Origin of the sequence: Geosporobacter ferrireducens, assembly GCF_001750685.1 — a bacterium.
GTDB classification, from domain to species: Bacteria; Bacillota; Clostridia; order Peptostreptococcales; family Thermotaleaceae; genus Geosporobacter; species Geosporobacter ferrireducens.
This window is the reverse complement of sequence record NZ_CP017269.1, coordinates 4,687,463-4,713,458: the sequence shown is the minus strand read 5'-3', so window position 1 is coordinate 4,713,458 and position 25,996 is coordinate 4,687,463. Positions and strand designations below refer to the sequence as shown.

The 25,996-nt window shown below is 39.3% G+C and carries 14 protein-coding genes and 1 pseudogene; all 15 read right to left on the bottom strand.

The annotated features are described in order from the left end of the window. Positions 1 to 133: 133 nt before the first annotated feature. A complete protein-coding gene (locus Gferi_RS22010) occupies positions 134 to 5,062 on the bottom strand; it encodes a DVUA0089 family protein (RefSeq protein WP_069980291.1) in 4,929 nt (1,642 codons plus the stop codon). Between the two features lie 276 nt (positions 5,063 to 5,338). Further along, positions 5,339 to 7,819, bottom strand: a complete 2,481-nt coding sequence (locus tag Gferi_RS28540; RefSeq protein ID WP_069980290.1) for a LuxR C-terminal-related transcriptional regulator — start codon at positions 7,817 to 7,819, stop codon at positions 5,339 to 5,341. A gap of 144 nt (positions 7,820 to 7,963) precedes the next feature. Continuing rightward, complete coding sequence (locus tag Gferi_RS22000; RefSeq protein WP_069980289.1) at positions 7,964 to 8,887, bottom strand: helix-turn-helix domain-containing protein; 924 nt, start codon at positions 8,885 to 8,887, stop codon at positions 7,964 to 7,966. Between the two features lie 105 nt (positions 8,888 to 8,992). Beyond that, a complete protein-coding gene (locus Gferi_RS21995; RefSeq protein ID WP_069980288.1) occupies positions 8,993 to 9,916 on the bottom strand; it encodes an AraC family transcriptional regulator in 924 nt (307 codons plus the stop codon). A 25-nt stretch (positions 9,917 to 9,941) separates the two neighbouring features. After that, positions 9,942 to 10,274, bottom strand: a complete 333-nt coding sequence (locus Gferi_RS21990) for a DMT family transporter (protein WP_069980287.1) — start codon at positions 10,272 to 10,274, stop codon at positions 9,942 to 9,944. Positions 10,275 to 10,728: 454 nt separating this feature from the next. Further along, positions 10,729 to 12,912, bottom strand: a pseudogene (locus Gferi_RS21980) (efflux RND transporter permease subunit). 171 nt (positions 12,913 to 13,083) lie between these two features. Beyond that, positions 13,084 to 15,444 carry a PEP/pyruvate-binding domain-containing protein gene (locus Gferi_RS21975; protein WP_069980284.1) on the bottom strand — a complete coding sequence of 787 codons (2,361 nt, stop codon included), beginning with the start codon at positions 15,442 to 15,444 and terminating at the stop codon, positions 13,084 to 13,086. Positions 15,445 to 15,527: 83 nt separating this feature from the next. Next, complete coding sequence (locus tag Gferi_RS21970) at positions 15,528 to 16,154, bottom strand: TetR/AcrR family transcriptional regulator (RefSeq protein ID WP_069980283.1); 627 nt, start codon at positions 16,152 to 16,154, stop codon at positions 15,528 to 15,530. Between the two features lie 299 nt (positions 16,155 to 16,453). Next, positions 16,454 to 18,211, bottom strand: coding sequence for a sensor domain-containing diguanylate cyclase (locus tag Gferi_RS27780; RefSeq protein ID WP_083273706.1), 1,758 nt, complete (start codon positions 18,209 to 18,211; stop codon positions 16,454 to 16,456). Between the two features lie 576 nt (positions 18,212 to 18,787). After that, on the bottom strand, positions 18,788 to 19,729 hold the full coding sequence (locus tag Gferi_RS21960; RefSeq protein WP_236932643.1) for an aminopeptidase: 942 nt from the start codon (positions 19,727 to 19,729) through the stop codon (positions 18,788 to 18,790). Positions 19,730 to 19,742: 13 nt separating this feature from the next. After that, positions 19,743 to 20,420, bottom strand: coding sequence for an AroM family protein (locus Gferi_RS21955; RefSeq protein ID WP_069980281.1), 678 nt, complete (start codon positions 20,418 to 20,420; stop codon positions 19,743 to 19,745). A gap of 9 nt (positions 20,421 to 20,429) precedes the next feature. After that, positions 20,430 to 21,362, bottom strand: coding sequence for a DUF1177 domain-containing protein (locus tag Gferi_RS21950; protein WP_069980280.1), 933 nt, complete (start codon positions 21,360 to 21,362; stop codon positions 20,430 to 20,432). 14 nt (positions 21,363 to 21,376) lie between these two features. Beyond that, complete coding sequence (locus tag Gferi_RS21945) at positions 21,377 to 22,450, bottom strand: DUF917 domain-containing protein (protein ID WP_069980279.1); 1,074 nt, start codon at positions 22,448 to 22,450, stop codon at positions 21,377 to 21,379. A 162-nt stretch (positions 22,451 to 22,612) separates the two neighbouring features. Then, positions 22,613 to 24,190, bottom strand: a complete 1,578-nt coding sequence (locus Gferi_RS21940) for an OPT/YSL family transporter (protein ID WP_069980278.1) — start codon at positions 24,188 to 24,190, stop codon at positions 22,613 to 22,615. Positions 24,191 to 24,315: 125 nt separating this feature from the next. Next, on the bottom strand, positions 24,316 to 25,965 hold the full coding sequence (locus Gferi_RS21935; protein WP_069980277.1) for a PucR family transcriptional regulator: 1,650 nt from the start codon (positions 25,963 to 25,965) through the stop codon (positions 24,316 to 24,318). Positions 25,966 to 25,996 lie beyond the last annotated feature (31 nt).

Below are 25,996 nucleotides of genomic sequence, written 5' to 3'. Positions count from 1 at the left end.
CCCTCCATAAACAAATAAAAACTCCACCATAAAACGAATATAGCAGAGTTTTCCTATTTTTCATATTATCGTATGAGATACTTTTTGCAAGAAATCAAATTTAAGATAAGAATTAGTTTTTGTTCCTTATGAATCAATCTTCATAAAATACTTTAAATTTTCTAATTTCTAAAGTACAGTATAAATCATCATTATCAAATTCTTCAATTACAACGGTATAATCTCCTGCTTCCAGATATATCTTGATAAAGGAATAGATGCCGTTATAATCATCGTTATACATTATTTCATTTCCCTCTCCATCCAGTAAATAAAGCACCGTATCACTGTCTTCCTCAAAGAAAGAAGTTTCAATTTCAAAGATACCTTCATCATTTTCAGCTACTGTGAAATTAAAATAGTAAGGTTGTTCATTCCAGGCTAATTCAATATTCTCTGTATAGAATACTTCCATCTCAATCCGGGGTACTTCAAAATTGAATACAAGTTCTGCAGTCTGAGTGGACAGGATAGTTGCATATTTTACTTCATGTTGATACTCCATCTTAAATGGATCATAGTAGGAAAGCACTACCTTGTATTCCCCAGGCTTAAGATAATGGAAGGTATGGCCTCCCTCTTTCCCCGTCGTGCCATAGCTCACCAGGTTCTCATCTGTGTCAAATACGCTGAGAACTCCATAACCCACTCCGATAATTGACTCTATTTGCTTAATATTGGTTTTTACTTTTAAAGTACCGTCATCAACGGGCTGAATTTCTCCCAGCATAGCCTCCATGTCGATGACACCGTATCCCAGTTCTTCTGTAAAACCATTGCCTTGAGCGGTTTTTTCCAGCTGGTTTTTCACCTGGGCAGGGGTCAGTTCAGGATATTCCGATAACAGCAATGCTGCCGCTCCAGCCACATATGGAGATGCCATAGATGTACCATTGAGGAACTCATAGGTATGCCCGGATAAAAAATCATGGTATGTTGAGTAAATCTTAGTCCCTGGTGCTGCCACGGAAGTCCATGAACCGATACTTGAAAAATCTGCTCTTGTATTCTCAGGTGTAGAGGCTGCCACAGCAATAACTCCGTTATATGAGGTAGGATAACTTGGTACTCTTTTAGAGTCGTTGCCTGCAGCGTTTACAAACACCACCCCATTTTCCAAAGCCTTATCAATGGCATCTTTAAAAGCAAAGTTATAGCCTCTGTTCCCTATACTCATATTAATTACCACACGTTTGTCAGGATTATTTTCCGCATATTCAGCTGCATAGTATACTGCTTCAATCAAATAAGAAGTCAAAATGTTTCTATAACTATCCTGTACTCTTATAGGCATAATAGGAGAATCCCATGCTACTCCGGCAATTTCTCCGTTTCTGCCGTTATCTCCGGCAATCCCTGCCACGTGGGTACCATGACCATTAAGATCTATATTTGGTCTTCCCTCTCCTGTAGCATCATAGGGGTCAACAAAACTCTTATCACTGAACTCAGGATGATCTGTTTGTACACCGGTATCTATTATCGCTAAAATTACTTTTTCTGATCCGGTGGTTTTCTGCCAGGCTTTTTCTGCATTAATATTCTTTAATCCCCATAATTTATCCACTGCCACTTCCGGCCCCATCATAGTATTTGCAGAAACAGATTCAGCCATGGTCAGCAGTTTTTGACTATCATCTGCTTTAACAGGCTCAGGATTGTCAATCAGGTAGTCTGGCTGAGCAATAACAACATTGGGATCTTTAAGAAGCTGGAAAATAAAGCTTTTAACATCTTTACCCTGTGGTACTTTTACCATACTCCATCCGGTCTCATCCCATTCTTTAAGGCTTTCACTGCCTAAAATATCAAGGGTTTTTACCAAGCCTGCCATGTTATTGGCTTTCACCAGCACATGTTCCTTATTAAACTGACTGTTTTTAAAATCCAGAAAATCGATTTGAGATGTATTGTCAGTTCCTTGATTATCAATGGTTGTAGTAAACATGTTTTCCCCATTTGAGGAACCGGTTTGTCCATCTTTAGCATAAGAAACTGAAACAGAATATCCGTCATTATTATCTTCATGAACTGCCCTATAGTAACTTTCTATAATGTCCCATGAGTAAATACCGCCCGGTTCCAGGTACAGGTCAGAAGGCATATATTTGAATTTGTTTTCATCGTCAGATATATTATCGCTTTCATCTAAATATCGTTCCAATATTTTATAATTTGTTGCATCAAATAGCTGAATGGTATGCTCTTGATCTAAATCTATTTTCTTGTATTTTTGCTGATAATCCTCAAAGCTGCCGCCTATTGTTTGAACATGCCATGAAAACGTTGGTGAGAGCTTAACACCGGTTTCCCCGTTCTTTGGACTATCAAGTATTACATTAAAACCCGGTAAAGGAACCCCATAGCGAATGAATGCACCCTCGTCGTTTTCCCCTTTGCTGTTGTAGGGCACAACTTTATAATAGGTTTTCTTTCCAATAGCCAGGCCATAACTGGTATCCTCAAATGTATTATAGAAACTAAAAGAACTCACGTATTTTTTATCCTTTACTGTACCTATTTGTTTATAATTCACCCCGTCAAAGCTGCGGTACACCTTATAGCCATCAGCTCCCGTTGCGGAATCCCAGCTTAATCTATTACGGATAGTAACATCGTCAGGAATAGAAGTAGTATTCAGCATATTATTCTGGTCATCTTTGTCCATAGTATTAATTTGATCTACCGGTATTGAATATAAGCCCCAATTCACTCCATAGGTCTCAGTAGATAAACTTAAATAGTTAATTTTTCCTGGCGGCTCATGCTGTCCGGGATTAACATCATTTTTTACAGTTATAGGCAGAACATATAAAACCGAGTTTTCGTTATAATCATAGGCCAGTATTTTTATATAGGTTGATCCGTTTGGATAAGTGGTTGTATCAATTGATACATTTGCAGAATTCTCGTCCCACTTTCCTAAACCAAGGTCTTCATTAGGATATCGTTGTTCTCCGCCCAGGTAGACGTAATAAACATAGATGCCTGATTCAGATTGGAAGGACAAATCAAATTCAATAATTCCCGATAATGTGTCTCCGGGAGTAATTCCTTCCAGTTGTATACTTGGAGGTGTCTTTTCCCAGGAGGGGTTAAACAAATCTCTGACTGGGACTTCATAAATGTAATCCAATTGATTCCATCCATAGACGTATTCGGTGACACTGCTTCCACTGTCACCATATACGTAGCTGGATACACTTTCCTCTCCATATACATAACCGGTGACGCTCTTCCAGTATACATTCTGGATTCTGGCGGCAGCATATTCATCGATGGAAACCAATATATCTCCCGGTTTTTCGAAAATATCCACCGGGTAGCTTATGGTGGCCCCGGGAATTCCCGCACCTCCACGGTTATGGGTAACATAACCTTCTATTATTTTGGTCTTATCCTCATTCTCTATCTTAAAATACCCCTGGGAGTCTGTTTCCGGTTCCTTGGTTGTGAATTTCCATAAGGGTCCAGTAGTCTGACCGCCCTTATCATCTTTTGCTGTTATTCTCCAGTAATAGGTTGTTAGACTGTCCAGCTTGCCCGGCAGGTATGTAGCGCTATTATATCCTGTTTTCTTTTTAACTGATGGGTCCAGGTTTTCTACCAGAGCTTTGTCAGTTCCTAAATAAATATCATAGGTTAATACATCTCCATCCGGATCGCTGCAGCTCCAGCTTAAAACCGGTAACAATTTTACTTTTTCTGCTCCGTTAGCCGGTGCCGGTTTTCCAGGCTGGTTTGGATTTTTATTGGGGGTCTTATTTGACGGACTGCCTCCGCCTCCTCCGCCTCCGGTTGACGTACTATAATATTCAGTTTTATTTTGAATAATACCTGTGCCTTTCACCGCTGCTTTCGAATACAATATTAAATCTTTAACCTTGGCACCTTCGTTTATATTTAAGGTAATGCCGGAAAGATTTTTACCCACTGTCATGGTGCCAATACTGGTATCACCCTGGGTGCTGATAACTACATTGCTTCCTGCAATAAATATGCTATTAAATTCACCATTAAGTATTACTTCATTTCCTGCAGCTTCTTCTGCAACAACTATATCTACTGCTTTTCCATCCGGGCCTTTAACAGCCTTTGCCACAATTCGTACTTTTCCATCTACATTTTGAATGATGATATTTTTATACTGTCCCCCATCAATAATAATACTGTCAGGACCACCGCCCCTTACAAAGGTGTTTCCTTCCACTATTACATTGTTTAAGGTAACCGTACCCTTACCTACTTCTTCAGCAATGATTAAGTCACCATAAATCTTTTGATTCTGCAGTGTTACTCCATCGGCTTTAATGATTACGTCTGTATTCACATCTTCTATAGCATTTTCAGGTCCGTAAACACCTGCTTTATCAAATACCAGCCGATTATCTTTCCTTTCTGAACCTTTAGTAATTGACATAGCCCTATCCAGTGCTGATACAGCCTCTGCACGAGTAACCGTATTTTGAGCTTTAAAGGAACCGTCAGGATAACCTTTCATATAACCTGCTTTAGTTACTGCACCAATAACACCTCTTGACCAATCAGGAATATTTGCTGCATCGGTAAAAACAGAGCTGCCATCAGGGTCATTTTCTAATTTTTTAATTTTTGTAATAATAGCTGCCATTTCCTGTCGGCTTACAGCCGCATCAGGCTTGATCGTACCGTCTGGATAGCCTGTAATATATCCTGCTGTCAGTGCTTTTGCCACAACTCCTTCATACCAGGCATCTTTAGGTACATCTATGTAATTAAAATCTTTAGTTTCATTATACCCAAATGCTTTGTTTATCATGGTCATAAATTCTGTTCGTGAAACAGGTTTATCAGGCTTAAATGTACCATCCGGATAGCCTCTGATTAAACCTTGATCAATCCATCTCGAAATAACATCATTAGCCCAATGGGTATCAATATCTGAGTGTATTGCTGAGTAGCCTGTTAAAGGCATTGATGTTATGATAAGTATCATGCATAACATCATCAATAAAATTCTAAAGCCTTTCTTTTGTGAAACCATTTTTTGCCCCCCTTTTAAGTTTAATTTATGAGTTCATTATTTAAAACATTTTACAACTCCTTTCCTGTTTAAGTTATTTGTTTATAATAAAGAGAGTAATTTGTCCCTCTACTATTCAGTATTTATTATAAGTCTGCAGTATTGCCCGTGAAAGTACTGTTATAGACACCCCATGTCCAGTAAATTAAAACCCACAATTTCCTAGAGATAAATATAAACATAGCAGAGTTTTTATTTTTTTCATATTATCGCATGAGATACTTTTCGTTCAAAAAATTAAACAAATTCTAGCTCAATAGCTTTTTTTACAGCTGCTGCCCGTCCACTTACGCCTAATTTTCGATAGATTGATGTGATGGTTTTTCTGACAGTAACCTCTGCAATATAAAGCTGAGAGGCTATCTCCCTGTTGATTTTGCCTTCTACAATCAGCTGCAATATTTCTCTTTCACGCTCCGAAAGTAGAGTAAAAGACGATTTTTCGCTGTCTATATTTTTTAGGTTGTGACAGTAGGCTGCTGTTTTTGCCACAAGCCTGTCCAAATATTCATCCATGATTGTTTCTTTTTGCAGGGCTTTCAATATGTCCAAAACATATATACCGTATTCAGCAAAGGACAGTAGAATATTATCTCCTCTACCTATTTCCAAGGCTGGTAAAATAGCCTCTTTTGCTTTTTCCATACCGTAGAGATTGTATTTTGCGACAGCGTCTAATATATGGGTATGTACATAACCAAGAAGATTATTAAATATTGAGAAAAGTGGATACATTCCTTCGCAGAGCACCTCTAATTTTATATAGTTTTTCTCCAACAGTACTGCTTTAGCGTGAACGATATAATTAAATGCCATTCCCTGGTATAGGATATCGCTTTGCTCCATATCCCCAGATTTAAGCCATTCCGGAAAATTATGAGGCTCCTGCATGATGCCTCCTACGTACCCGCTGCACAGATCAAAGGTGCAATTGAGTACGGGATTATTATACCGGGATACCTTGGAGTTTAAGTCATTCATGATTTCCTTTGCTTTGTCAAATTCACCCTGTGCCATGGACAGTCTTGCAAGGATCAAATTTGCGCATATGATAAGACTAATCTGATCCATGGTCTCTGCTTTGTAGATAGCCTTATACCCATAAAGCTCCGCCTGCGTATAATCACCGGTTTCCAGACAGTATTCCGCCCTTACTGTATATTCAAAGCCTGTGCCTAAACCGTTTGCCGCCTCCCTAAAATAAGGAAAGATAGTATCCAAATATTCCACAGTCCACAGCATTTCACCCTTTTCCCTGTAGTAAAGATAAAGGCTGTGGGGGGACCCAAAGGTAAAAATCATATCTTTATTCATTATTGAAGAACTGCCGTCAAGCAGTTTATGAGCCTTCAATTGATGTTCATGCATTTTGCGTAAATCATTAAAACAACACAGGCTTCTTATAAGTTCAATTTCACCGGATATACGTCTTTTCAGTGCAGGAGGCGTCATATCATCCTTTTGGTAATACTGTTCTATTTCTGCCAGGAGCTTGGCACCTTCTTCCATATTCACACTGGTAAGATGAAATTCCACATAGACTAGATAGCCTATGGGATGACGGTATTTCACCTCAATCGGGATCTGTTCAAACAGCTCCATGATAGGCTGGGGGCCTCTGTCTATCACTTTGGTCATTCCAGCTTTTTCAAATTGAGCTAAAATGAGGTCGTATTCCTCCGCCTTCAAAAGAAATTTCAAACCTAAAAGCACATCACCGCTTTCAATGTACCACTCACCTGAACGCTTATATAAATTTCTACTTTCAATACCGCTGCACTGCTCTTCAAGCAGCTTTTTTAAATAATTGCTGAAAATATTGTGCATTTTATAGTTTTCTGTCCGCTCATCATAACGGATAAAGGAATTACTGTCACTTAGCTTTTGAAGAATTCCTGCCACTGCCATGTCCTTCGTCACATATACCGCCTGCTGTAACATAAAGCTTTCAAGGATAGAGAGTGACATCAGTATCTGTGCTTCTTCCTTCGTATATCGTGACATTACCGCCGTTTCAATAAGACTTTCGATACTTCTTCCCGGCTCCAATTTGCCAATTTCACAGTACCTCTGAGTAATAAGGTAAACAGCCGTTATCCAGCCTTCAGAAGTCTCGTGCACCTGCCTTGCGGTATCAAGAGAAACGTCATGGCCATAAAGCTTAAAATATTCCTTTATTTCATCCTTCGACAACTCAAACAAATCATTTTTTAACAGGTGGCAGTATCCTTTAAGCATTAGCTCGTCAATATTCATTTCAGGCCTCGTCCTTGAAAGGATGAGAACATGCAGTCCGCTTATATTGGTCCAAACAATTCTTTCAATCAGCCTGTCCAATTCCGGAGAATGAGCAAAGTGATAATCATCGATTACCAGCACCGTGTTGGTCATATACACATGGTCTTCGATTATTTTCAGTATCCTGTCTCTTTGGGATGCATCCATAGGAAACCCTAAAGCGTTAAGCTGATTTCCAAGTTCCGGCTCTGTTTTGGCAAGCTGTCTGGTAAGGGAATCCCATATATATTGGGCAGAGGTTTCATCCCTATCCACAGACAGCCACACATAGTTCGCCTTCACCTCATCAAGAAAATCTCTTACCGACGTAGTTTTACCATAACCCATGGCAGCCACCACCACCGTCAGCGGATAGTCAAATAGATTATTAAGTTGTGTGCTAATACGCTCACGCTTCAAAATCCGATGTTTCATTTGCATAAACCCACCCTCTTGATTCATCAAATTATTCCTAATTTTTTATTTTATCATTGTCAACCCGGCCAATTAAGACACTTCTTGCCCGCTTCTCCCGTATTTCCAACAGGTTATCCTTGTACTCCAGCATCATCCCATCTCCTTTTCTCAGTAGTTTATATAAAGTGCCATGTATTCGAGTGCAGAGGAAAGGGAAGCTTCCTGACATTGCACCTGAGAAGCCAGGATTTCATCTTCTGCCTGATACATCTTACGAAACTGAGAGGGCGTGCACCGGTAGTTCAATTTAAAATGTTTTATAAGGTATTTCGGATCGGAAAAACCACATTCAGCGGAAACTTCGCGTATATGTTTATTGGTACTTAAGATCATCCTTGCTGCATGTTCACACTTACTGTAATACAGTAATTCCTGAAATGTATAGCCGAATTTTTCCTTGATATCGTGAGACATGTGGTGCAAAGTGATACCGGTCACTTCCGCAAGTTCCTTGAGCCCCTGTTTTCCAGTGGGAGACTTAAGGATATGCTTGTACATTTTCCTGAGTCTTTCCGCCTGCTTTTCTTCAAAGGCTTTGATTCCAGGTCCGAAACGCAGGTAATCAAAGCTGTATATCATATGCGAAAGTATTTTTTCCAGACAGTCCTTTATATCTTTTTTATGATTTTTGCAAGGCTTCTGGTTTAATTGATATACCAGACGGGCGATATGACCTTTCAGTTCATTGTACTTTTCCGGTGCTTCTGCTTCGTGATATAAGGAACAGCAGTAGATGAAGGCATATTTATAATCCGGATTGACCCTTTCACAGAAAGCTGAATCCATTTGGATCACTAACAGCTTGCTATCTTCGCTGCTTTTATGAATACGGTGCAATTCATCAGTATTGATGATTACTATATTGTTTTTTTCTAAAAGATGGTTCTCACTACCCATACCGACAAATGCCAAGCCCTCCAGTACATATATGATTTCCAGTGCATTGTGCCAGTGGTAAGGATACCCGGCGACATTCAGAACAAATGCCCTGACCGGTATATCATCTGGAAACGCTATTGCTTCCGGACGCATTTAATCAACTCCTTTCTGCATTGTATTTATTTTATTTCCTTTCAAAGAGTAATGCATTGACAATTTTGCGGTTTTCCAAAAAAAGAAAAAAACTTTAAATTATTTTTAAAGTTTTTTATAAGCTTTTAGATATTTATTTGCCTCGGAAAGAGAATAATCATGGTACTGTACCTGGGAAGCCAAGTTTTTGTCATTTGCCCGGTGCATTTTTCGAAACTCCGAAGGAGTATATTGAAAGTTCTGCTTAAAGTGTTTGATGAGGTATTTCGGATCGGAAAATCCACATTCCATGGCAATGTCTACAATCCGTTCACCGGTACTTAAAAGCAGCTTTGCCGCATGTTCTATCCTGCTGTAATATAATAATTCCTGAAAGGTATATCCAAACTTGTTTTTAATGTCATGGGATAAATGATGCAGACTGACATCAACTTCTACTGCCAGGTCTTTAAGCCCTGGATTAACGTTATGATCATTGTTTATATGCTCTGCTATTTGTTTGAGCCTTTCCACATGTTTTTCGTCAAATGCTACCGTCCCAGGCCCCCAACGCAGAAAATCAAAGTTGTCCGTGATATAGGCGAGCGTCGTTATCAAAGTATTTTCTATATTTTTATTATAATCCGTGCGGGACTGTTCATTTAACGCCCATACTAGCTGGACAACCTGCTCCTTCAGTTTATCATACTTTTCAGGCGCCTCTGCTTCATGGTAGGCCGAACAACAGTATATAAACAAATACCTGTTATCCGTCAGGATGTTGCGGTAGAAGCTGGAATCAATTTGAATAAACAGTATTTTATTGTCCTGCTCACTTTTGATGATGCGGTGTATCTCACCTATGTTTATGACTGCTATATCATTTTCATGCAGCAGAAGGTCATCGTTACCAAGGCTGATATTAACCGTTCCCTTGAGCACCTGCACAATTTCCAGCGTGTCGTGCCAGTGATAAGGATATCGCTCCACAGACCTTACAAATGCTCTAACCGGCATTTTATTTAAAAATTCAATTTTTTCAGGGCGCATCTCTTTATCACCTGCTTTCCCATTATTATCCCCGTGTTACATCACTAAGATTCAGCATAACAATTCCTGCAATAATCATCACGATTGCAGCAATTTTAACAGGGTTCATCTGCTCTTTAAATAAAATATATCCGATAATCGCAATAGATGCCGTACCAATCCCCGACCAGACTGCATATGCCACACTGACGTTGATCTTCTTTAGTGCCAGAGTAAAAAAAGGCAGGGTCAATATGTAAAATACCACTACAAGAATTGACGGGATAAGCTTTGTAAAACCGTTAGAAATTTTCATAAGAGTGGTTCCCAAAACCTCACATCCTATGGCAAGCAGCAAATATATCCAATACAATAGCATCTTAACACCATCCAATCAGTGCAGGACATTTTTATATGATGGATTTTATTCGACAAATCATGGTGTAAAACTACTTAATAATACTAAATTATATCATAAAATCCGTAAAATAGAATGCTTCAATTATGACATCCTTTGCATTCTAAAATTAAGTAGAAGTAAGAACAGCCTCACCCATTCACCATAGTGAGGCTGTTCTACTTTATTGAAGTTTCCTCGCATTATCGTCTTTCGCTCTGCTTTTACAAGCTGCTCTTTTATATCCTTACTGCTTTTTTAATAACCCTTGAAGTATTATATCCATACTAGGAGTAGGGTCTATATCTTCTAAACTCTTTTATATCTGTTTCGTATAGCTCTGATGAATTGTACCTATATAGCCAAAACAGCGGTTTCAATATCTAAACCTTTCCTGAATTCTCCATTTTTTATGCCCTCCTTTATTATTTTCAATCTATTCCCCTTCAATCATTTCTTCCTTTTTTCTTCCAAGCTTGTTTTTAACAGCTGTTGAAAAATCATCTACTAAAGTATACACGGTCGGTATCAACACCAAAGTTAAAACCGTTGATAAGAGTAATCCTGCAATAACGACGATACCCATTGGCGCCTGCGCCTCGGCTCCTTCTCCTATCCCTATCGCTACGGGCAGCAGGCCTAAAACAGTTGTCGATGTCGTCATTAGAATCGGCCTAAGTCTTATAGGACCTGCTGTAGTAATGGCATCCTTTCGGTCTTTTCCGGAGGCTCTTAAGGTGTTAATATAGTCCACCAATACAATGGCATTATTCACAACGATCCCCGCCAGCATAACAATCCCGATCATAGCTGTAAGCCCTAATGCTTTCCCTGTTATGAGTAATCCCAGCAGTCCCCCTGCCAAGGCTGTAGGTACGGATAACATAATGGTAAAGGGATGCATCCATGATTCAAATTGTGCGGTCATTACCAGATACACCAATCCAATCGCCACCACCAATGCAAAGATCAAGGCAGCCATGGTATCGTCCATTTGCTCGCTTTAGCCTCCTATTTCATAGGTGTAACCCTGTGGCAACGGGTATTCTTTTAATGCTCCATCAATATCCCGCATAATACTTTTCAAATCTCTATTGCCAATTTGACCGGTAACGGTTACAGCTCTCTGCGGCTCGCTTCTGTCAATTTGAAAAGGGCTTCTTTCGATGGAGACATTGGCTACCTGGTTCAAAGGAATATTATCACCGGCAGCAGTTGGTATACTTATTTGCTGCAGGTTGGCCAGACTTTCCGTTATACTATCCTCTGCCTTCAGCACCACATCAATTTCATCTCCATCTAATTTATACCTTGTGGCTATGATCCCTGAGACAGCATTTCTCATACTGTTGGCTACCTGTGAAGTTGTTAATCCGTAGGTGGCAGCACTGTATTTATTAATGTGCACTTGAACCTCAGACATTCTTTCACTAAAGCTGGTGGTTATTTCTTTAGTACCTTCTACAGCTTCGATCATCCTTTTAAAATCCTGTGAAATTTTTTCGAGATCTTCCAGACTATCTCCCTTTATCCGAATGCTGATGGGAGCTCCTGCTATTCCTGCGAAACCACCTGCTGTTGATACACTGATTTCTGCTCCGGGAATGTCTTTAACCAAGCCTCTGATTTCATCCGCTACTTCCGCTGTAGTTCTATTTCGTTCTTTTTGATCAGAAAGCCTAGCCATAATACTGCCCTGGGTACCTCCTGTGAATACTGATATTATTGCTCCCATTGCTCCACCGCCGCCGACGGAGGCAACCACCGTATCAATTTCTTCTATGGAAGCAATATTCTCTTCTACCTCTAAAAGCACTTCGTCGATTTGATGGATTTCTGCCCCCCTTGGTAAGGATACACTGATATTGACCATCCCTTCATCGGATGCAGGGAAAAGCTCTACTCCTACAAGGAATATAGAGGACAGGCTTCCCAGAAATACCATCACCGCCAACAATATTGTGTTTTTTCTATGTGCCAAGCTCCAGGTTAATAGTTTTTTATAGGCCTTTTCTATGCTGCCGAAGGCCCGGTCAAAGGCATCGTAGATCCGCTTAAAGCCTTTTCTGATTCCCTTCCTTTCTTTTTCATCAGTGTTCTCTACCTTTAACAGTTGAGAAGATAGCATGGGAATCAAGGTCAGTGATACCACCAGTGAGGCCATGAGGGAAAAGACCACCGCCAAAGCCATTTCTCCAAAATAAATACTTACCATCATGTCTTCCACAAAAAGAATGGGCAGAAACACAGCGATTGTTGTCAGGGTGGAGGCAACAACCGCCTGGGCCACTTCCAATGTTCCTTTCACAGCAGCTTCTGTTCTGGAATAGCCCTCCACTCTAAATCGATAAATATTTTCCAGCACAACAATGGAGTTATCCACCAGCATCCCAACCCCTAAGGCTAATCCCCCCAGTGATATTAGATTTAATGAGATACCGCTGAAATACATGAGCCCGAAGGTGGCAATGACAGAAATAGGGATCGATGTTCCGATGATTAAGGTGGTTCGAATATTTCTTAGAAATAAATACAGTATCATAATGGCAAAAATTCCGCCTAAAATAACGTTTTGTGTTAAGTTGTTAATGGAATTGGTAATATTAAACTTCTCAGTCACACATCTATAAAAGCTTAAACAAATTATATGCTGTTCAATAAACAATTACAAGCCAGATTTGCAGCCCATAGCCAGCACTTGCAGAAAATCATTTTTTACAATAAAATTATCGCCCCTGGTGTCTTTAATATCTTTTATGCCAGCTTTAAAGATTTTCTTTTTTTATAGACATTATTCCAATATCTGCACGATTCCCTGTCCACCGTCAACAAGCACCTTATCTCCCGTCTTTAGTCTTGCAGTCGCATTTGTACATCCTACTACAGCAGGTATGCCAATCTCCCTGGCAACGATAGCAGCATGAGACAGCGGCGCTCCTATGTCGGTAATGATTGCTGCGGCTTTAGGGAAAAGCGGCGTCCAGCCTATATTGGTAGTCACCGCAACCAATATTTCTCCCGGCTGAAGTTTTTCTCCCTCTTCAGGACTTGCCAGTATGCGTACAATCCCTTCTATCCTGCCTGCAGCTCCGGCACAGCCCTTGAGGGTTTCCGAATCGGGCAATGCTGCAGCCGGCATGGTTGCATCATAGTAGTCAAGCCTTCTGTTGGAGTCCTTTGCCCATTCAACCGGGTTGAAGCGGCCCCTGATAATTGACGGAAAGGGTGGCATTGCTTTATATCTCTCGAAATTCTCTTTTCTTGCAGAAATAAACTTAACCTTCGAAGCTGTTTCAGAAAGAAGGTCTTCCACTTCATCGGCATAAAGGAAAAATATATCGTTACCTATTCCTGCAAGCTCTCCCGCTTTAAGTGCAAAAGCACGGACTACCCTGTACACCCTTACAAACTCCGAACGCCCTTCTTCTCTGCGCTGAGCCCCTTCTGCCGCTTTTGCCAATTGATTTTCAAGCCATTTTATCTTATCGGGAAAACGCTCCTTAAACCTATTCTTTGCAGCTTCATATTGGACATGCTGCTTTCTTAGGAGTTCTTCTACATCTATACTTAATTGTTTATATTCCTCTATCTGTTTTTCCAGCCAGTCTGTATCTTCCATAGGATCAGGTATGGACAATTCATACTCATGTGCTCCCCTATGTCCATATTTTGTCAGATATTCCCCACGGTTCATTTCTCCATGGATGATCTTGGAAATCCCCATAACAGGTCCGAGACTTTCAAGTCCGGACCCTCCCCTAAGATTAGAAAGAAGTGTGTTGGCATCTTCCGTTCCAACTAATTCTGTAAGCTTTTTATCCAATGCCGTAACATTCGTAAGCTTAATCGCCGCAGCTCCCGCACTTAACCATGCTCTTATAAGGTAGGGCTGAATCTCTTCCTTCCATAAAGATAGTAGTTCTTCTTTTGATCTTGCTTTTTTAATCCGTTCCCGCATATTTATACACCAACCGGGTGTATTCCTGAAAAATTGACCCAAATTCTTAGAAGCCTTTTGCGAATTCTTTGAAAAACGTATTATCAGTGGAAACATCACCTTAAGCAATTCAAAACGTGAAAATGGATGAATGGGCATTTGCATCCCTTCAGGCAGTTCTCCATATAAGTCGTAGATCATTTTCAATGCTCCTTTTGAATACTTGCCAAGTACAGACGATATCACCGATACCCTTCTGCTGATATTCATGTAGGGTCTTCCGCAGATATTCCCTGAAAATACATAGTATCCGGGAATGAAATTCAACGCTTCATCCAGCTGCTTTCCTATGCTCCAGGTAAATGGAGCGAGCACATCCGGTATGGCTTCCGCCACATTGGTATTGATCCATATTTCATCGCCCGTTAAAGAATAATTGATATCATAAGTGTCAATGTTGCCTGCTGTCAAAGTGGTTATCGGCCTTGACTGCAGCAGATAGAGTTTTCCCTTTGCCACGGCCCATTCAATATCCTGGGGATGCTCCAGCTCCTTCTCCAGCTTCGCTGCATATTGATAAAGCATTGAAGCATATTTTGCAAACTCATCAGGTCCTTCGTATCTCCCTTTAGGTCTTACCAGTTTAAAATCATAGGCATTAGCTTCTCCGGATACAAGCTGTTCGCCCAATCCGTGCACATAATTGCCTATCATGTTCTTATAGCTTCCTGTAATGGGATCAGCCGTAAACAATACTCCAGATATTTCGGACTGTACCATCAATTGGACTACCACAGCAATCTGGTGAACCTGTTCCATCCCTTGAACCGAGCTGTATGCCTTTACCCTTTCCGACACTCTTGATTCAAAAACGGTGTAGATTCCTTTCTGAATTTCTTCATCTGTTTTCAGGTTGAGAACTGTTTCAAATTCTCCTGCAAAGGAGGCTTGGGCTGAATCTTCACTGAGCGCAGAGGATCTTACTGCAAACCGTACCTCTTCATTGCGCTCTCTTATTTCATCCAAAGCGGCTTTTATCGCATTCCAGGCTTCTTTATTGAGGGTTTCCCCCTGAAAGGCTGAGGGTAAAACAACGAAGCCCTCCGGCACAGGATATCCCCTCTGGTACATTCGGCCCAACATCCCTCCTTTTCCCCCGGCAAGAGACTGGAACTCAGGTGTCAACGCGTTAAAGCTTCTTACCATGTTTTCCATACATAACACTCCTTACTCAATGCGGTTTTATATATTCCTTTAGGTCCAAGAATAATTTTCCTGCTTTCTGCTTCCCCCATACATTATCCAAATATGCCAATATGCTCATTTTCAATTCCCAAGGCTCTCACCATTATAGCTTCAAGAGAGGTTTTATACTGTTCTGATTTCGTTTTATCCTCTATATATTCACTAAAGAATACACTCTGTGGAAGGGAAGTTACTGTTCTTAACAATATGTCCGCCGTTTCACGGGGAAATTTGACTTTAAAAATCCCTTCTTCCACTCCTTGCTCTATAATTTGTGCAAGAGGTTCAACATACTTTTGAGTAATCGTAAGATTGTACTTATAGAAAGTGAAATCTGACTTCATTAGCATAGCCAGGTACTTGATTAATTCCCTTTTTGACTTTTGGGAAGCATTCTTCTTTTCCATAAACCGTTTCAGCTTTTCCAGGGCATTGAGTTCCCGGTCTTCAATGATAGGCTCAAGCTCTTGCAGCAGACTGTCTGCAAAATGATTAATACTTTCTGCCAGTACTTCATCTTTTGATTTAAAGTAATGATAAAAGCCGCCCTTTGAAAGTCCTGAGGCCTTTAAAATGTCTTCAATGCTTGTTTCCTCATAACCTTTTTCCAGAAATAATTTTTCAGCAATCCCTACGAGTTCATTTTTTTTCGTGTTATGGTTTCTTGCTGTTTTTGCCATATTCGTACCTCCACATAAATATACCGACGTCGGTTTGTTTTTACTATACACCCTTCTCTCAAATTTGTCAAGGTACTTAATAGTTAACATGTTTTTATCTTCAATCCAACCCAACGTTTCACTAAACTGCTAAGCACCCAATGGCATTTACACACTCGTATCTTGAGATAATTTTTTTTAATGGATTCATCTCCTTTTTAGCATAGATATTATTTATGGTTATCTTCTTTTATCCATAATAAAACAGCCTCCTATGATTTTTTTATTTTATCATAGAAAGCTGTTTTTTCAGACTTCTCTCATAGACTCGCAGAAAAACCAGAGTATGCTTCAACTCTATTTCTGCCATTTTGTTTTGCTTGGTATAATGCACGGTCAGAATAATCTATTAACCTTTCCGCACATCTTTCATTTATAATTTTTACCGAAGCAACACCAAAGCTAGCCGTAACATACATATAAAAATCACTTTCCGGTAAAGGTATTGCCAGATTTTCCATCGTACGCCTTATTCTCTCTGCGATTATATATGCCTGTTCCATCGTTGTTTTCGGAAGACAGAGAATAAATTCTTCTCCACCATATCGCCCAACAAAATCATCGGCTCTACACCCTTTTTTTAGGGCTGTTGAAAATTGTTGCAGTACGATGTCTCCCATCCTATGACCATGTGTATCATTGATTCTTTTAAAATGATCAATATCTACCATAATAACGGACATACAAGCATCTGTTTTCAGCATCCGGCTTGATTCCTCAAATAGCCGGTTCATGAAAGCGCCCCGGTTATATAAACCGGTAAGATAATCAGTTTGTGCAAGCTTTTCTGCTTGAGCACGGGCTTGGTCTGCATCCAGTTTTGCTTGTCTTAATTCTTCTTGTGCTTCCTTGCTCAACGTTATATCTTGAATCTGTGCAATGCCATAAAAAGGTTTTCCTAAAGAATCTTTTACTACAGAGACATTGAGAAGCACCCAGACGATATTTCCTTTTTTATGAATATATCTCTTTTCAATCTGAAAATTCTTGATTTCTCCGTTTACCAGCTGCCGTACGTTATCATCACTCAATTTTATGTCGTCAGGATGGGTGAAGTCATGATAAGTCATATTTCCAAACTCTTCAGCAGTATATCCTACCATATGGATTAATGAATTGTTGACCATAAAATAATGTCCATCCAAAGAAATAAGCGCCATTCCAGAAGCCGCATTTTCAAAAACACTTCGAAAACGCTCTTCACTTTCCCTGAAGGCTTCCTGAATTCTTTTACTCTCTGTAATATCTTGAGAAAACGCGGCAATTTTTGTAACTTTGTTTTGCGAATTAATAACAGGAAACAACCGGTGCTGTAGAATAGATCCATTCCAGACATCCTCAAAGTTTATAGGCATTTTCCCTTTTATAAGAGCGCAAATTTTATCTCGCCAGTTACTCGCTATTTCTGGAGGCATCCCATCAAAAATATGATAACCGGCCGCGGCATTGGCATTCTTGCCAAACTTTACAGCAAACGCATGGTTTGCGGTAAGTACTTTGCCTTCGATATCCATGAGGGTCATAATTTCTGTAATCCCATTGATTAAGGATTTTACAGTTTGTTCGTTTTCTATATATTTCTGCTCATTAACCTTGCTCAGTGTAATATCATAAAAACCTGCTAACGCGCCGACAATGTAATGATTATCATCCAATAGAGGGCAGCTTGAGACGGATATAAACCGCTCCTTCCCATTTGAAAACTTTACAAAGATTTCTTCATTTCTATATATCGTACCATCTATTAAGGTACGATAAAGAGGAAGTTGCTCAAAGGGAATTTCCTCTCCCTTCATATTCAATAAAGTATAGCCCATCTCTGAGGGGTCTTTCGTACCCGGCTTTATATCTCTAAAAATAGAGCAGGCCTCATGATTGGCATATATAATTTTGCCCTCTGTATTGGCTATGACAACACCCGTAGGTAAAACATCAACAAGGATCTGAACAAGCTTACTATTCAAAATATTATTTGAACTATTTATAAGATCAATAATATTTTGATATATCTTTGTCATCTTTTATGCACCTCATGGATTCAGTTTTTGTAAATAAACATCCCATTTGTCAATAATCACTCCAATTTTTATTTCTTCCTTTTACTGGACATCCTAACCCATCTTTGGGTTCATGAAGCAGCTTTGTATCCTTGGTATGTTGCTAGCAAAGAAGCCTTTCAATCATAATTCCTTCTATTTAGTAATCGAATCCTCTATTTTATGGATACTTCCTTTACTACGATATAAGTAATAAAAAGTCATCTCTTAAACACGTGTGTCCTATGTATTGGATTCGCAAGCGCGAAAAATGTCGAATTAATATTGATTATATATATTTACCTGAAAACTATCAAGTATTTTTTGACTATTTTCATTTTTATACGTTTATACAGAAAAAACTATAATTTATAAAGCTAAAAGCAGATAGGTGAATTTTGATTTCACAAAATCCCTTCTGCTTTTGATCGTCATTCTATTTTATTGTATCAGTATTTTCCTGCTGCTTTAATATAACTAAGGTTATTATGGATTTACCTTCTTCCACAGTAAAAGCAACTTGGATTTTATTTAAAAAATCACTTCAATATAGAAAATCTAAATCATCATTTTACCATCTTTCAAAACTAATAAATCATCTAAGTACAAGGTGGGGTTTATGATTACACCATCCAGATGACAATCCGCTTTATTTACACCTCCAAAGGAGGTATTTGTTCCAAAGGCAATATGTACAGTACCATATATTTTTTCATCCTCCAGGATAACGCCTGTAAGCCTTGCCGCGTGGTTCGTTCCAATTCCTAATTCCCCTAGCGTACCATTTCTTTCATTATCAAAAAGTACCTCTATTTTTTCCCGATCTTTTCCTCTTACCTCCACTAACCGGCCATCCACAATTTTCATGTATAAAGGGATCTCTAATATACCAACCCCTACCATACTTCCGTCTACCAGCATCTCCCCATGGGCGCTTCCTTCAACTGGAGCAATATAAGCCTCCCCAGAAGGCAGATTTCCTGATTCTCCCGGATTTTTGTATATTCCAGTGCTGGCAATTCCTTTTCTGCCCGCCAGTGACATTTCAAGGCTATAGCTACCCTTAATAACCTTTGCGGTTTTAGCATGAGATAAAATCTCCGTAAGTCTTAATGTAAGTTCCTCCACCTTCTTATAATCAGCCGTTATTGCTCCTTCATGAAACATCTCCTCAGTAATGCCTGGCATACTAGCCAATCTAGCTCCAGCATCGACTGCATTCATTTTGGCATTTGTATGCGTGATAGAAGTAGACGTAGGACAAAGGATTACGTCAAAAGCCTTCATCGCTTCAGCAACTGCCTCTGGTGGCTCCTCACCGCTTACCTTCCTGGGCTCCATTACCATGAGTACTGCTTCTTTGGCAAATATTTTAGCTTCTTCATATAGAGATTTGCCTATGGATGTCTTGTTATCATCGGTTAGTATTAGCACTGTTTCATCTTTTTTCACCTCTAAACAATCTTCTATCACTACCCTGTAACCTGATTTTTTACACACGATCTCCACCTCTTTATGCGTTTAGTATCTCCCCAAGAACTCTTGCAACTATCGTTCTAGCTAAAACTACCGGTTTTCCGGTTCCTTCAGATACTCTTTTCTTCATGGACTGGTTATACCCTATACAGTCCATTGCGATTATGTCAATGTCCTTATCCCTTAACTCTAATATAGCACCAGATAATTCATCTTCTTTTGTATAGGGTGATGCAGGAACTACAATCACTTCAGCCCCGGTTTGACTCCATTTTTCATGACTTTGCCGTACCTGGTCCTTATCAGGAGTAATAACAGCCAGCTTTCCTTTATAAACCAGCTGAGGTGTAATGCCATGTAGAATTTTTTGAGGATACAAGATTGGTTTTTGAGATCTAAAGATATCAGGAAAAACTCCGGTACAAATAAACAGAATTACATCTGCTCCCTCCCGCTCCAGTCTATCAATACATTCCTGAAGTCTTGGCAATATGTATTTTTCAGCAAACTTTACACTTCTTCCATCCTTAAGCTTTGAAACCAATACATAGTCATCTTCTTCAGGTTTAAACTCCAAAATTTCTTCGTAGGTAAGTCCGTCCAATGCTCCTGCTTCAATAACTTCTACATTGTTTCCCAAAAACGCTGCCATCTCCGGTATTACGTCAACCCTTGGTGATTGTCCAATCGTAATCGCTCCCAACTTTCTTTTCATATTGCCCTCCTATTTACCAAGCGTTTGGATATGATGCATCGTACCGTACTTTTTCGTTATTATTTCAAACTCCGTCTCGTCATAGAACTTGCAGTTTCCTCTACCATAGGCCTTTGCAACCTCCAAAGTAAACCTAGCTGCTAATTCCATGTCTTGTGGATGACTGGCACCGGTTGCACAGCCGGGAACAGGAACCTCTGTCGTTATAGCAACTCCCACCACAGGTGCTGAGGTAGCAGTAGAAGGCTGTAATATGCTATTGATATGATAGATGTCGTTTCCATAGGGTGTAATATCCTGGGTTGTTACAGGAAAAACCTTTGGCAGTTTGCCAGTCGTAATCTGCATGATATCCAATAAATCATCACTTGTTTTCAAAATATAGCCTTCTTTAATCGTTGGAGATATTGCGAATCCTCTAGTATTGATCACTCTATTGCCCTTTGTGGTATCAATGGATAATATCGCATCCAATTCTCCATCTACCTCTTCTCTATTTACAGTGGCCATATCAACAGGAGATCCCATAAAAGGCACTGGTTTATGGGGTTGAGTAGGCGCATTCGGACAAATATGTGTAGATACAACCACATCTCCATCCAAAAAATCCCCCTTATTTTGCATGTCCAAAAGCTTTGCCGCTACTGCTAATGCCACTACTGCTCCATCGGCATCAGAAACCATTCCAATCATTTCAGGCCGGGCACCTACCCCGCCAAGTCTGCCTAATACGCCGATGGTAGGTGCATCCATACCTTTAGACTTCCCTTTTAACCCTGGTATTCTAATTCTGATAAAATCAGTTTTGCCTCTAGCACCGGTTATATTCTTGACTTCTACATCCTTGGCTCCATAGGATTCCAAAAACTCCTTTATTTCCTGCCCGTTTGCAGTAGCCCTATCAATGTATTCATATACTTCCAGCACCTGTTTTAATAACATAAAGTTTCCTCCTATTAGATGTATTTTAAGACTTCTCTATTCACTATTGGTTCGATCTCTTTCAATAATTTATGGTCAAACATACCGCTGCCGAGCTTAAGGTTCTCCTTCTTCGTAGCTATTATCACAATTTGCTGATCCTTCTTAATCTCTGCAGTGGTCAGAGGCAGGCCTGAAGCCTTATCAAAAGACATAATTAAATCCGGAAAAGTAAAAAGCCTGTTTCTATTAACTTCAAGGGTCATATATTCATTCCAAAAGGTCATTTCGATTCCGCTTACTACAACTCTGCCTACATCAAATCCTCCATCAGTAACCAATTCAAATTCTGATACTGCTCCCTCAACAACGATTTCACCCTTTAAGAAGGCAGCAACTTCTTTTATCGCCTCACAGGGGGATATTTCAAGTCCCTCATAGAATTTTTTCCCTGTTTCTATAGCATGGCTTATTCCATGGATCGCTCCATTTTTTTTGACATATTCAGCCTCAACAACATTCCTGGCAACTGCTACCAAGCCACCGGCCCGAACAGCCGATTGTCTTATCAGTGCAGCTGTTTTAGAAATATCTCCCTTGAAAAATCCCTCTATTCTATTCCCTAACTCAGGATTTCCGCCGGCAAAGGCTTGATAGGATATAAAGTTTGGCACATTATTCAAACCCATACTTCCCATGGTTCCGGTAGGATGGGCCCTTCCATTGCATGGAGCATCTATTAAGGGAATGTTTAAAATAGCGGCTTGAATCCATCCATTAATGGTGGCAGCACCACCATTTTCATTGGTAATGATTCCTCCAAGCCTAAAACCAGTATTCTCCTGTAATATTTCAACTGCTCTTACATAATCCCTAGGTTTCACATACTTGTCAATTGCAGCCGGCGCACCAACAGCTGAAGCTGTAACAATTAATGCATCCTCTTCAATTTCATCTATATCTACCAATTCTAATTCGCCATAGTCCAGAGCGATATTACCCGAAGTCTCTCCAAGCGCCATAGAACCACCTCCACCCCCACCAAGGATGGTTCCTCCTATTAATGCATATTTTAACATCTCCTTATTTAACTTTATTCTGCCTTTCATACCATCACCTCAATATAAGCCTTTGTTATTCAGCATTTCTTCCCATACATTCATAATAAACAATCGAGCCTTCGCCAATAACGGGGTCTATAGCAGGAATTCCGCGGCAGTCTAAAGTTCTTTTACTATTTCAATAGTAGACATTCCCGTACAGGCTAAAGTTTATATTAACGCTTTTATCACTGCACTAAAGAATCCATAAAGTCCATCCCCGGCTATCAGTCCAGCATCTCTTATTTCCATAAACTTGGTACCAAATATTAAACGAACAATAACTGCTAAAACAACACCAACACCATAAATTGGATTGTTGATTAATAAGCCCGTTGCAAACAATACGCCTACCATTCTAGACGGTCCGCCAGCTATCTGCAGTAGTACTCCAGGTACCGCCCAAATTAAAAGAGTTCTTAGCAGTGAAGGGTCTGCAGAAGCTGCAACTGTAGAAGCAAATACTCTGCTGATGGGTGGAAGTAAATCTGTTGCAAAGTACATATTCATGGTTAATAAAACAACAACAATACCGATAAATCCGCCTACTGCCTCTAAAATAACTTGCTGCTTCCTTCCATATAGTTCATATTCCTTGTCTTCTCCTTCTCCTCTCAATATCCAACCAGCTTTCAGGTCATAGCCCATATCCGCAAAGCATGGACCTACAGAACTAACATAACCCGTCAACAATGCAAGAGGAATGATTGGAAATCCAAAAAATATCCCTATTGTCATAAATATTGTAGTAATTGCGAAAGCCGGGAACCAGCCTGAGTGCATAGCAGCCATGCCCACTAACAGCATCGCTGAAGTAGCAGAAAACGTAGCCCATAATAACCAAAGTACTAATTTGCCAACCCCTAGTTGAGATGTAACACCTGAAACAAGAGCTAATACAAAAGCACCCCCTAAAAATAACAGAACGCCCTGAAGTAAATTCTTTTTCGTTTTTTCGTCTGATTGCGTATAACTGATCTTTTCCGACTTTTCGTCTTTATTGCCCCTAAGTATAATTTTTATCGATTGAATCAATGCCATCATTCCGGCACCAATCATAATGCCATGGGGTATATAAGTACTGCCTAGATTCAATCCATTAAAAATTGTTGTTGAATATCCTCTAATTAGTAGACCTATCCCTAATGCAGTCATGGAAAAAATATTAGCAATAAAGACTATACCGATACCGGCAGCCGGTAATTTAAAATAGCTTGCAATACCGCCTATAATTAAACCTTGCAACAGTCTTTTGCCTTTTTCTCCGCCTTCATCGCCTGCTTTAATCGCTTGAGCTGTAGCTACCCCTGGAGGCCATGCGGCTTCAGCGGGAAAAATACTACTGTCAAATATATTCCCAACTACATTGATTGAAATGATTAAACCAATCAATGACCCTGCAGCCATAGGCAGAATAAATCCGGTTTCTCCTAGAACAAAAAAGATAGCTACCGTAAGAAAACCACAGTTAGCAGCGGAAAATCCTGCACCAGATACTGCTGTTTGCAGCAAGTTTTGTCTTTCCAGTGATCTGAACTTAAGAAAAGATTTCAGAGGTATTCTGGCAATTACCATGGCTACAATCGCCCCAATGAGGGAGGTATTCGGCGTTACTCCCACCTTTCCAATAATCTGCATACAGATTATTGCAGATAATATGGACAATACTACGCCTAGCAGAAACGTGGGAACCTCAAATGCACCCACTCTTTCTTTTAATTGTTTATCGTGTGTTGCTTTTTCCGGCATGCTATATCCTCCTTTACAATTATTTAGGGAATATTATATCAAGTCAGAATATATAGAACAATTCTACTAAAGCATAAAAATAAGGCCTATACTTTTATGACTTCCCATAAGCATAGGCCTTATTACTATTTTATTTTTATCAGATTCTTTAATTTTAACCCCATTTGCAAAGCAAATATTCCCTCTGTCTCATTTATTGAATACCCTGTAATTTCCTCTATACGGCTTAATCTATATCTTAGCGTCTCCACATGAATGAACAATTTATCAGCCGCTGTCTTTTTATTCAAATTATATCTAAAATAACACTCCATGGTCTCCATCAAATTAGTACCATGCGCTTCATCGTATTTTTCTATTTTTTTAATCGTCCTATTATAATATTCATGAATCTCATTATCATCCTTCAAAGGATAGAGTAGTTTTATTGTGTCAAGTGAACTAAAATAAATACTGTCATGGTGACTAAACAATGCAGCTAAATAGGATTCATCATACATCTTTTCTATGCTTTTAATACTGTTATAGGTATTTGATACACCCAATGACACCAGGTAAATATCCTCATAAGCTTTCAGCCCCTCCAGTATTTCAGAGATTATTTCTTCCAGATAATAGGGAATATCTATCTTTAAAAATACAAAGACTTCACTTTTCTTATCTTTAGATAAATAATTACTCGTTCCTAAAATGTTATTTAAAACACTATAAACACTGTTTTTACAGCTATCCATATCAATATTTTTTTTCACATGAATCTTGATGCATAACCCAACAATAGAACCCTCCGCATTCCAGCCAAGATCTTTTTCAACATTTTCGTAAAACTCCTCAGGGAGTTCTTTATTGTTTAACATAATTTCCACCAAAGTTTTATTAAGACCAGCTTGGCTAAAACTTCTAGCATGATTTATGTCAAGCTTCATAGTGAGAATGGATATCCCATACTCTATGGAACTTTGAGCAAGCTTATCGAGAGCAGTATTATTTACGATATACATATATGCGATTGGCCTGTTTCCACGCATTATTGGATAAACACTTATATAAGCACCATTCGCTTCCTGATTCACACAATAGTTCTTAATGTCTTTTATAACAGGTGCACTCTTCTTATTAAAAGGAGACTTATAGGATAATTTATTATAGCTTGAAGCGTCAATGATATTATAAGTAATTTGGTTTAGATATCTATCAAATAAGAATACATTGGCGTTGGATAAATTTGATAAAGAATTTATTATCCCATCAATATCCTTGTTTTCAAAGGAAAGATCCAGTAACTTTTCATAAATATTATTGAGGCTAAGAATATATTCATTCTTTCTATAAAATAGCATATCGTAGAAACTAGATATTGTTTCAGTATAAACAACATTATAGGGAATTTCTATAAGAGGTATTCCATATTTATTGGCATCTTCTATCAGTTTCACACTGATCTCTCCAAAGTATCTATCCTTTTTAACAGCAACAGCGGATACACCTCTCCTATATGCATCTAAAATCATACTCTTTTTTTTATCCTCCCTATCTTTGAAAGCATATCCAGCTGTTAGTAAAAACTCTCCGCCAGTCAGCCAGCCAATCCCCTCAGGAGTTTCTAAAATAGTTATATGCTTGCAACGGTTTTGCAGGCCCGACCTCCCGCCTAAAATCTTACATCCATTAAACGCTGCCAAATTTAACGCTTCCTCTACAGTTAAACTGTGCTGATCCTGTACGGATGTAGTTCTTCTCATTTCATTTATAATATTTGACATATAACTATTCATTGTAATCACTCCTTTTGCGTATCTTCATATA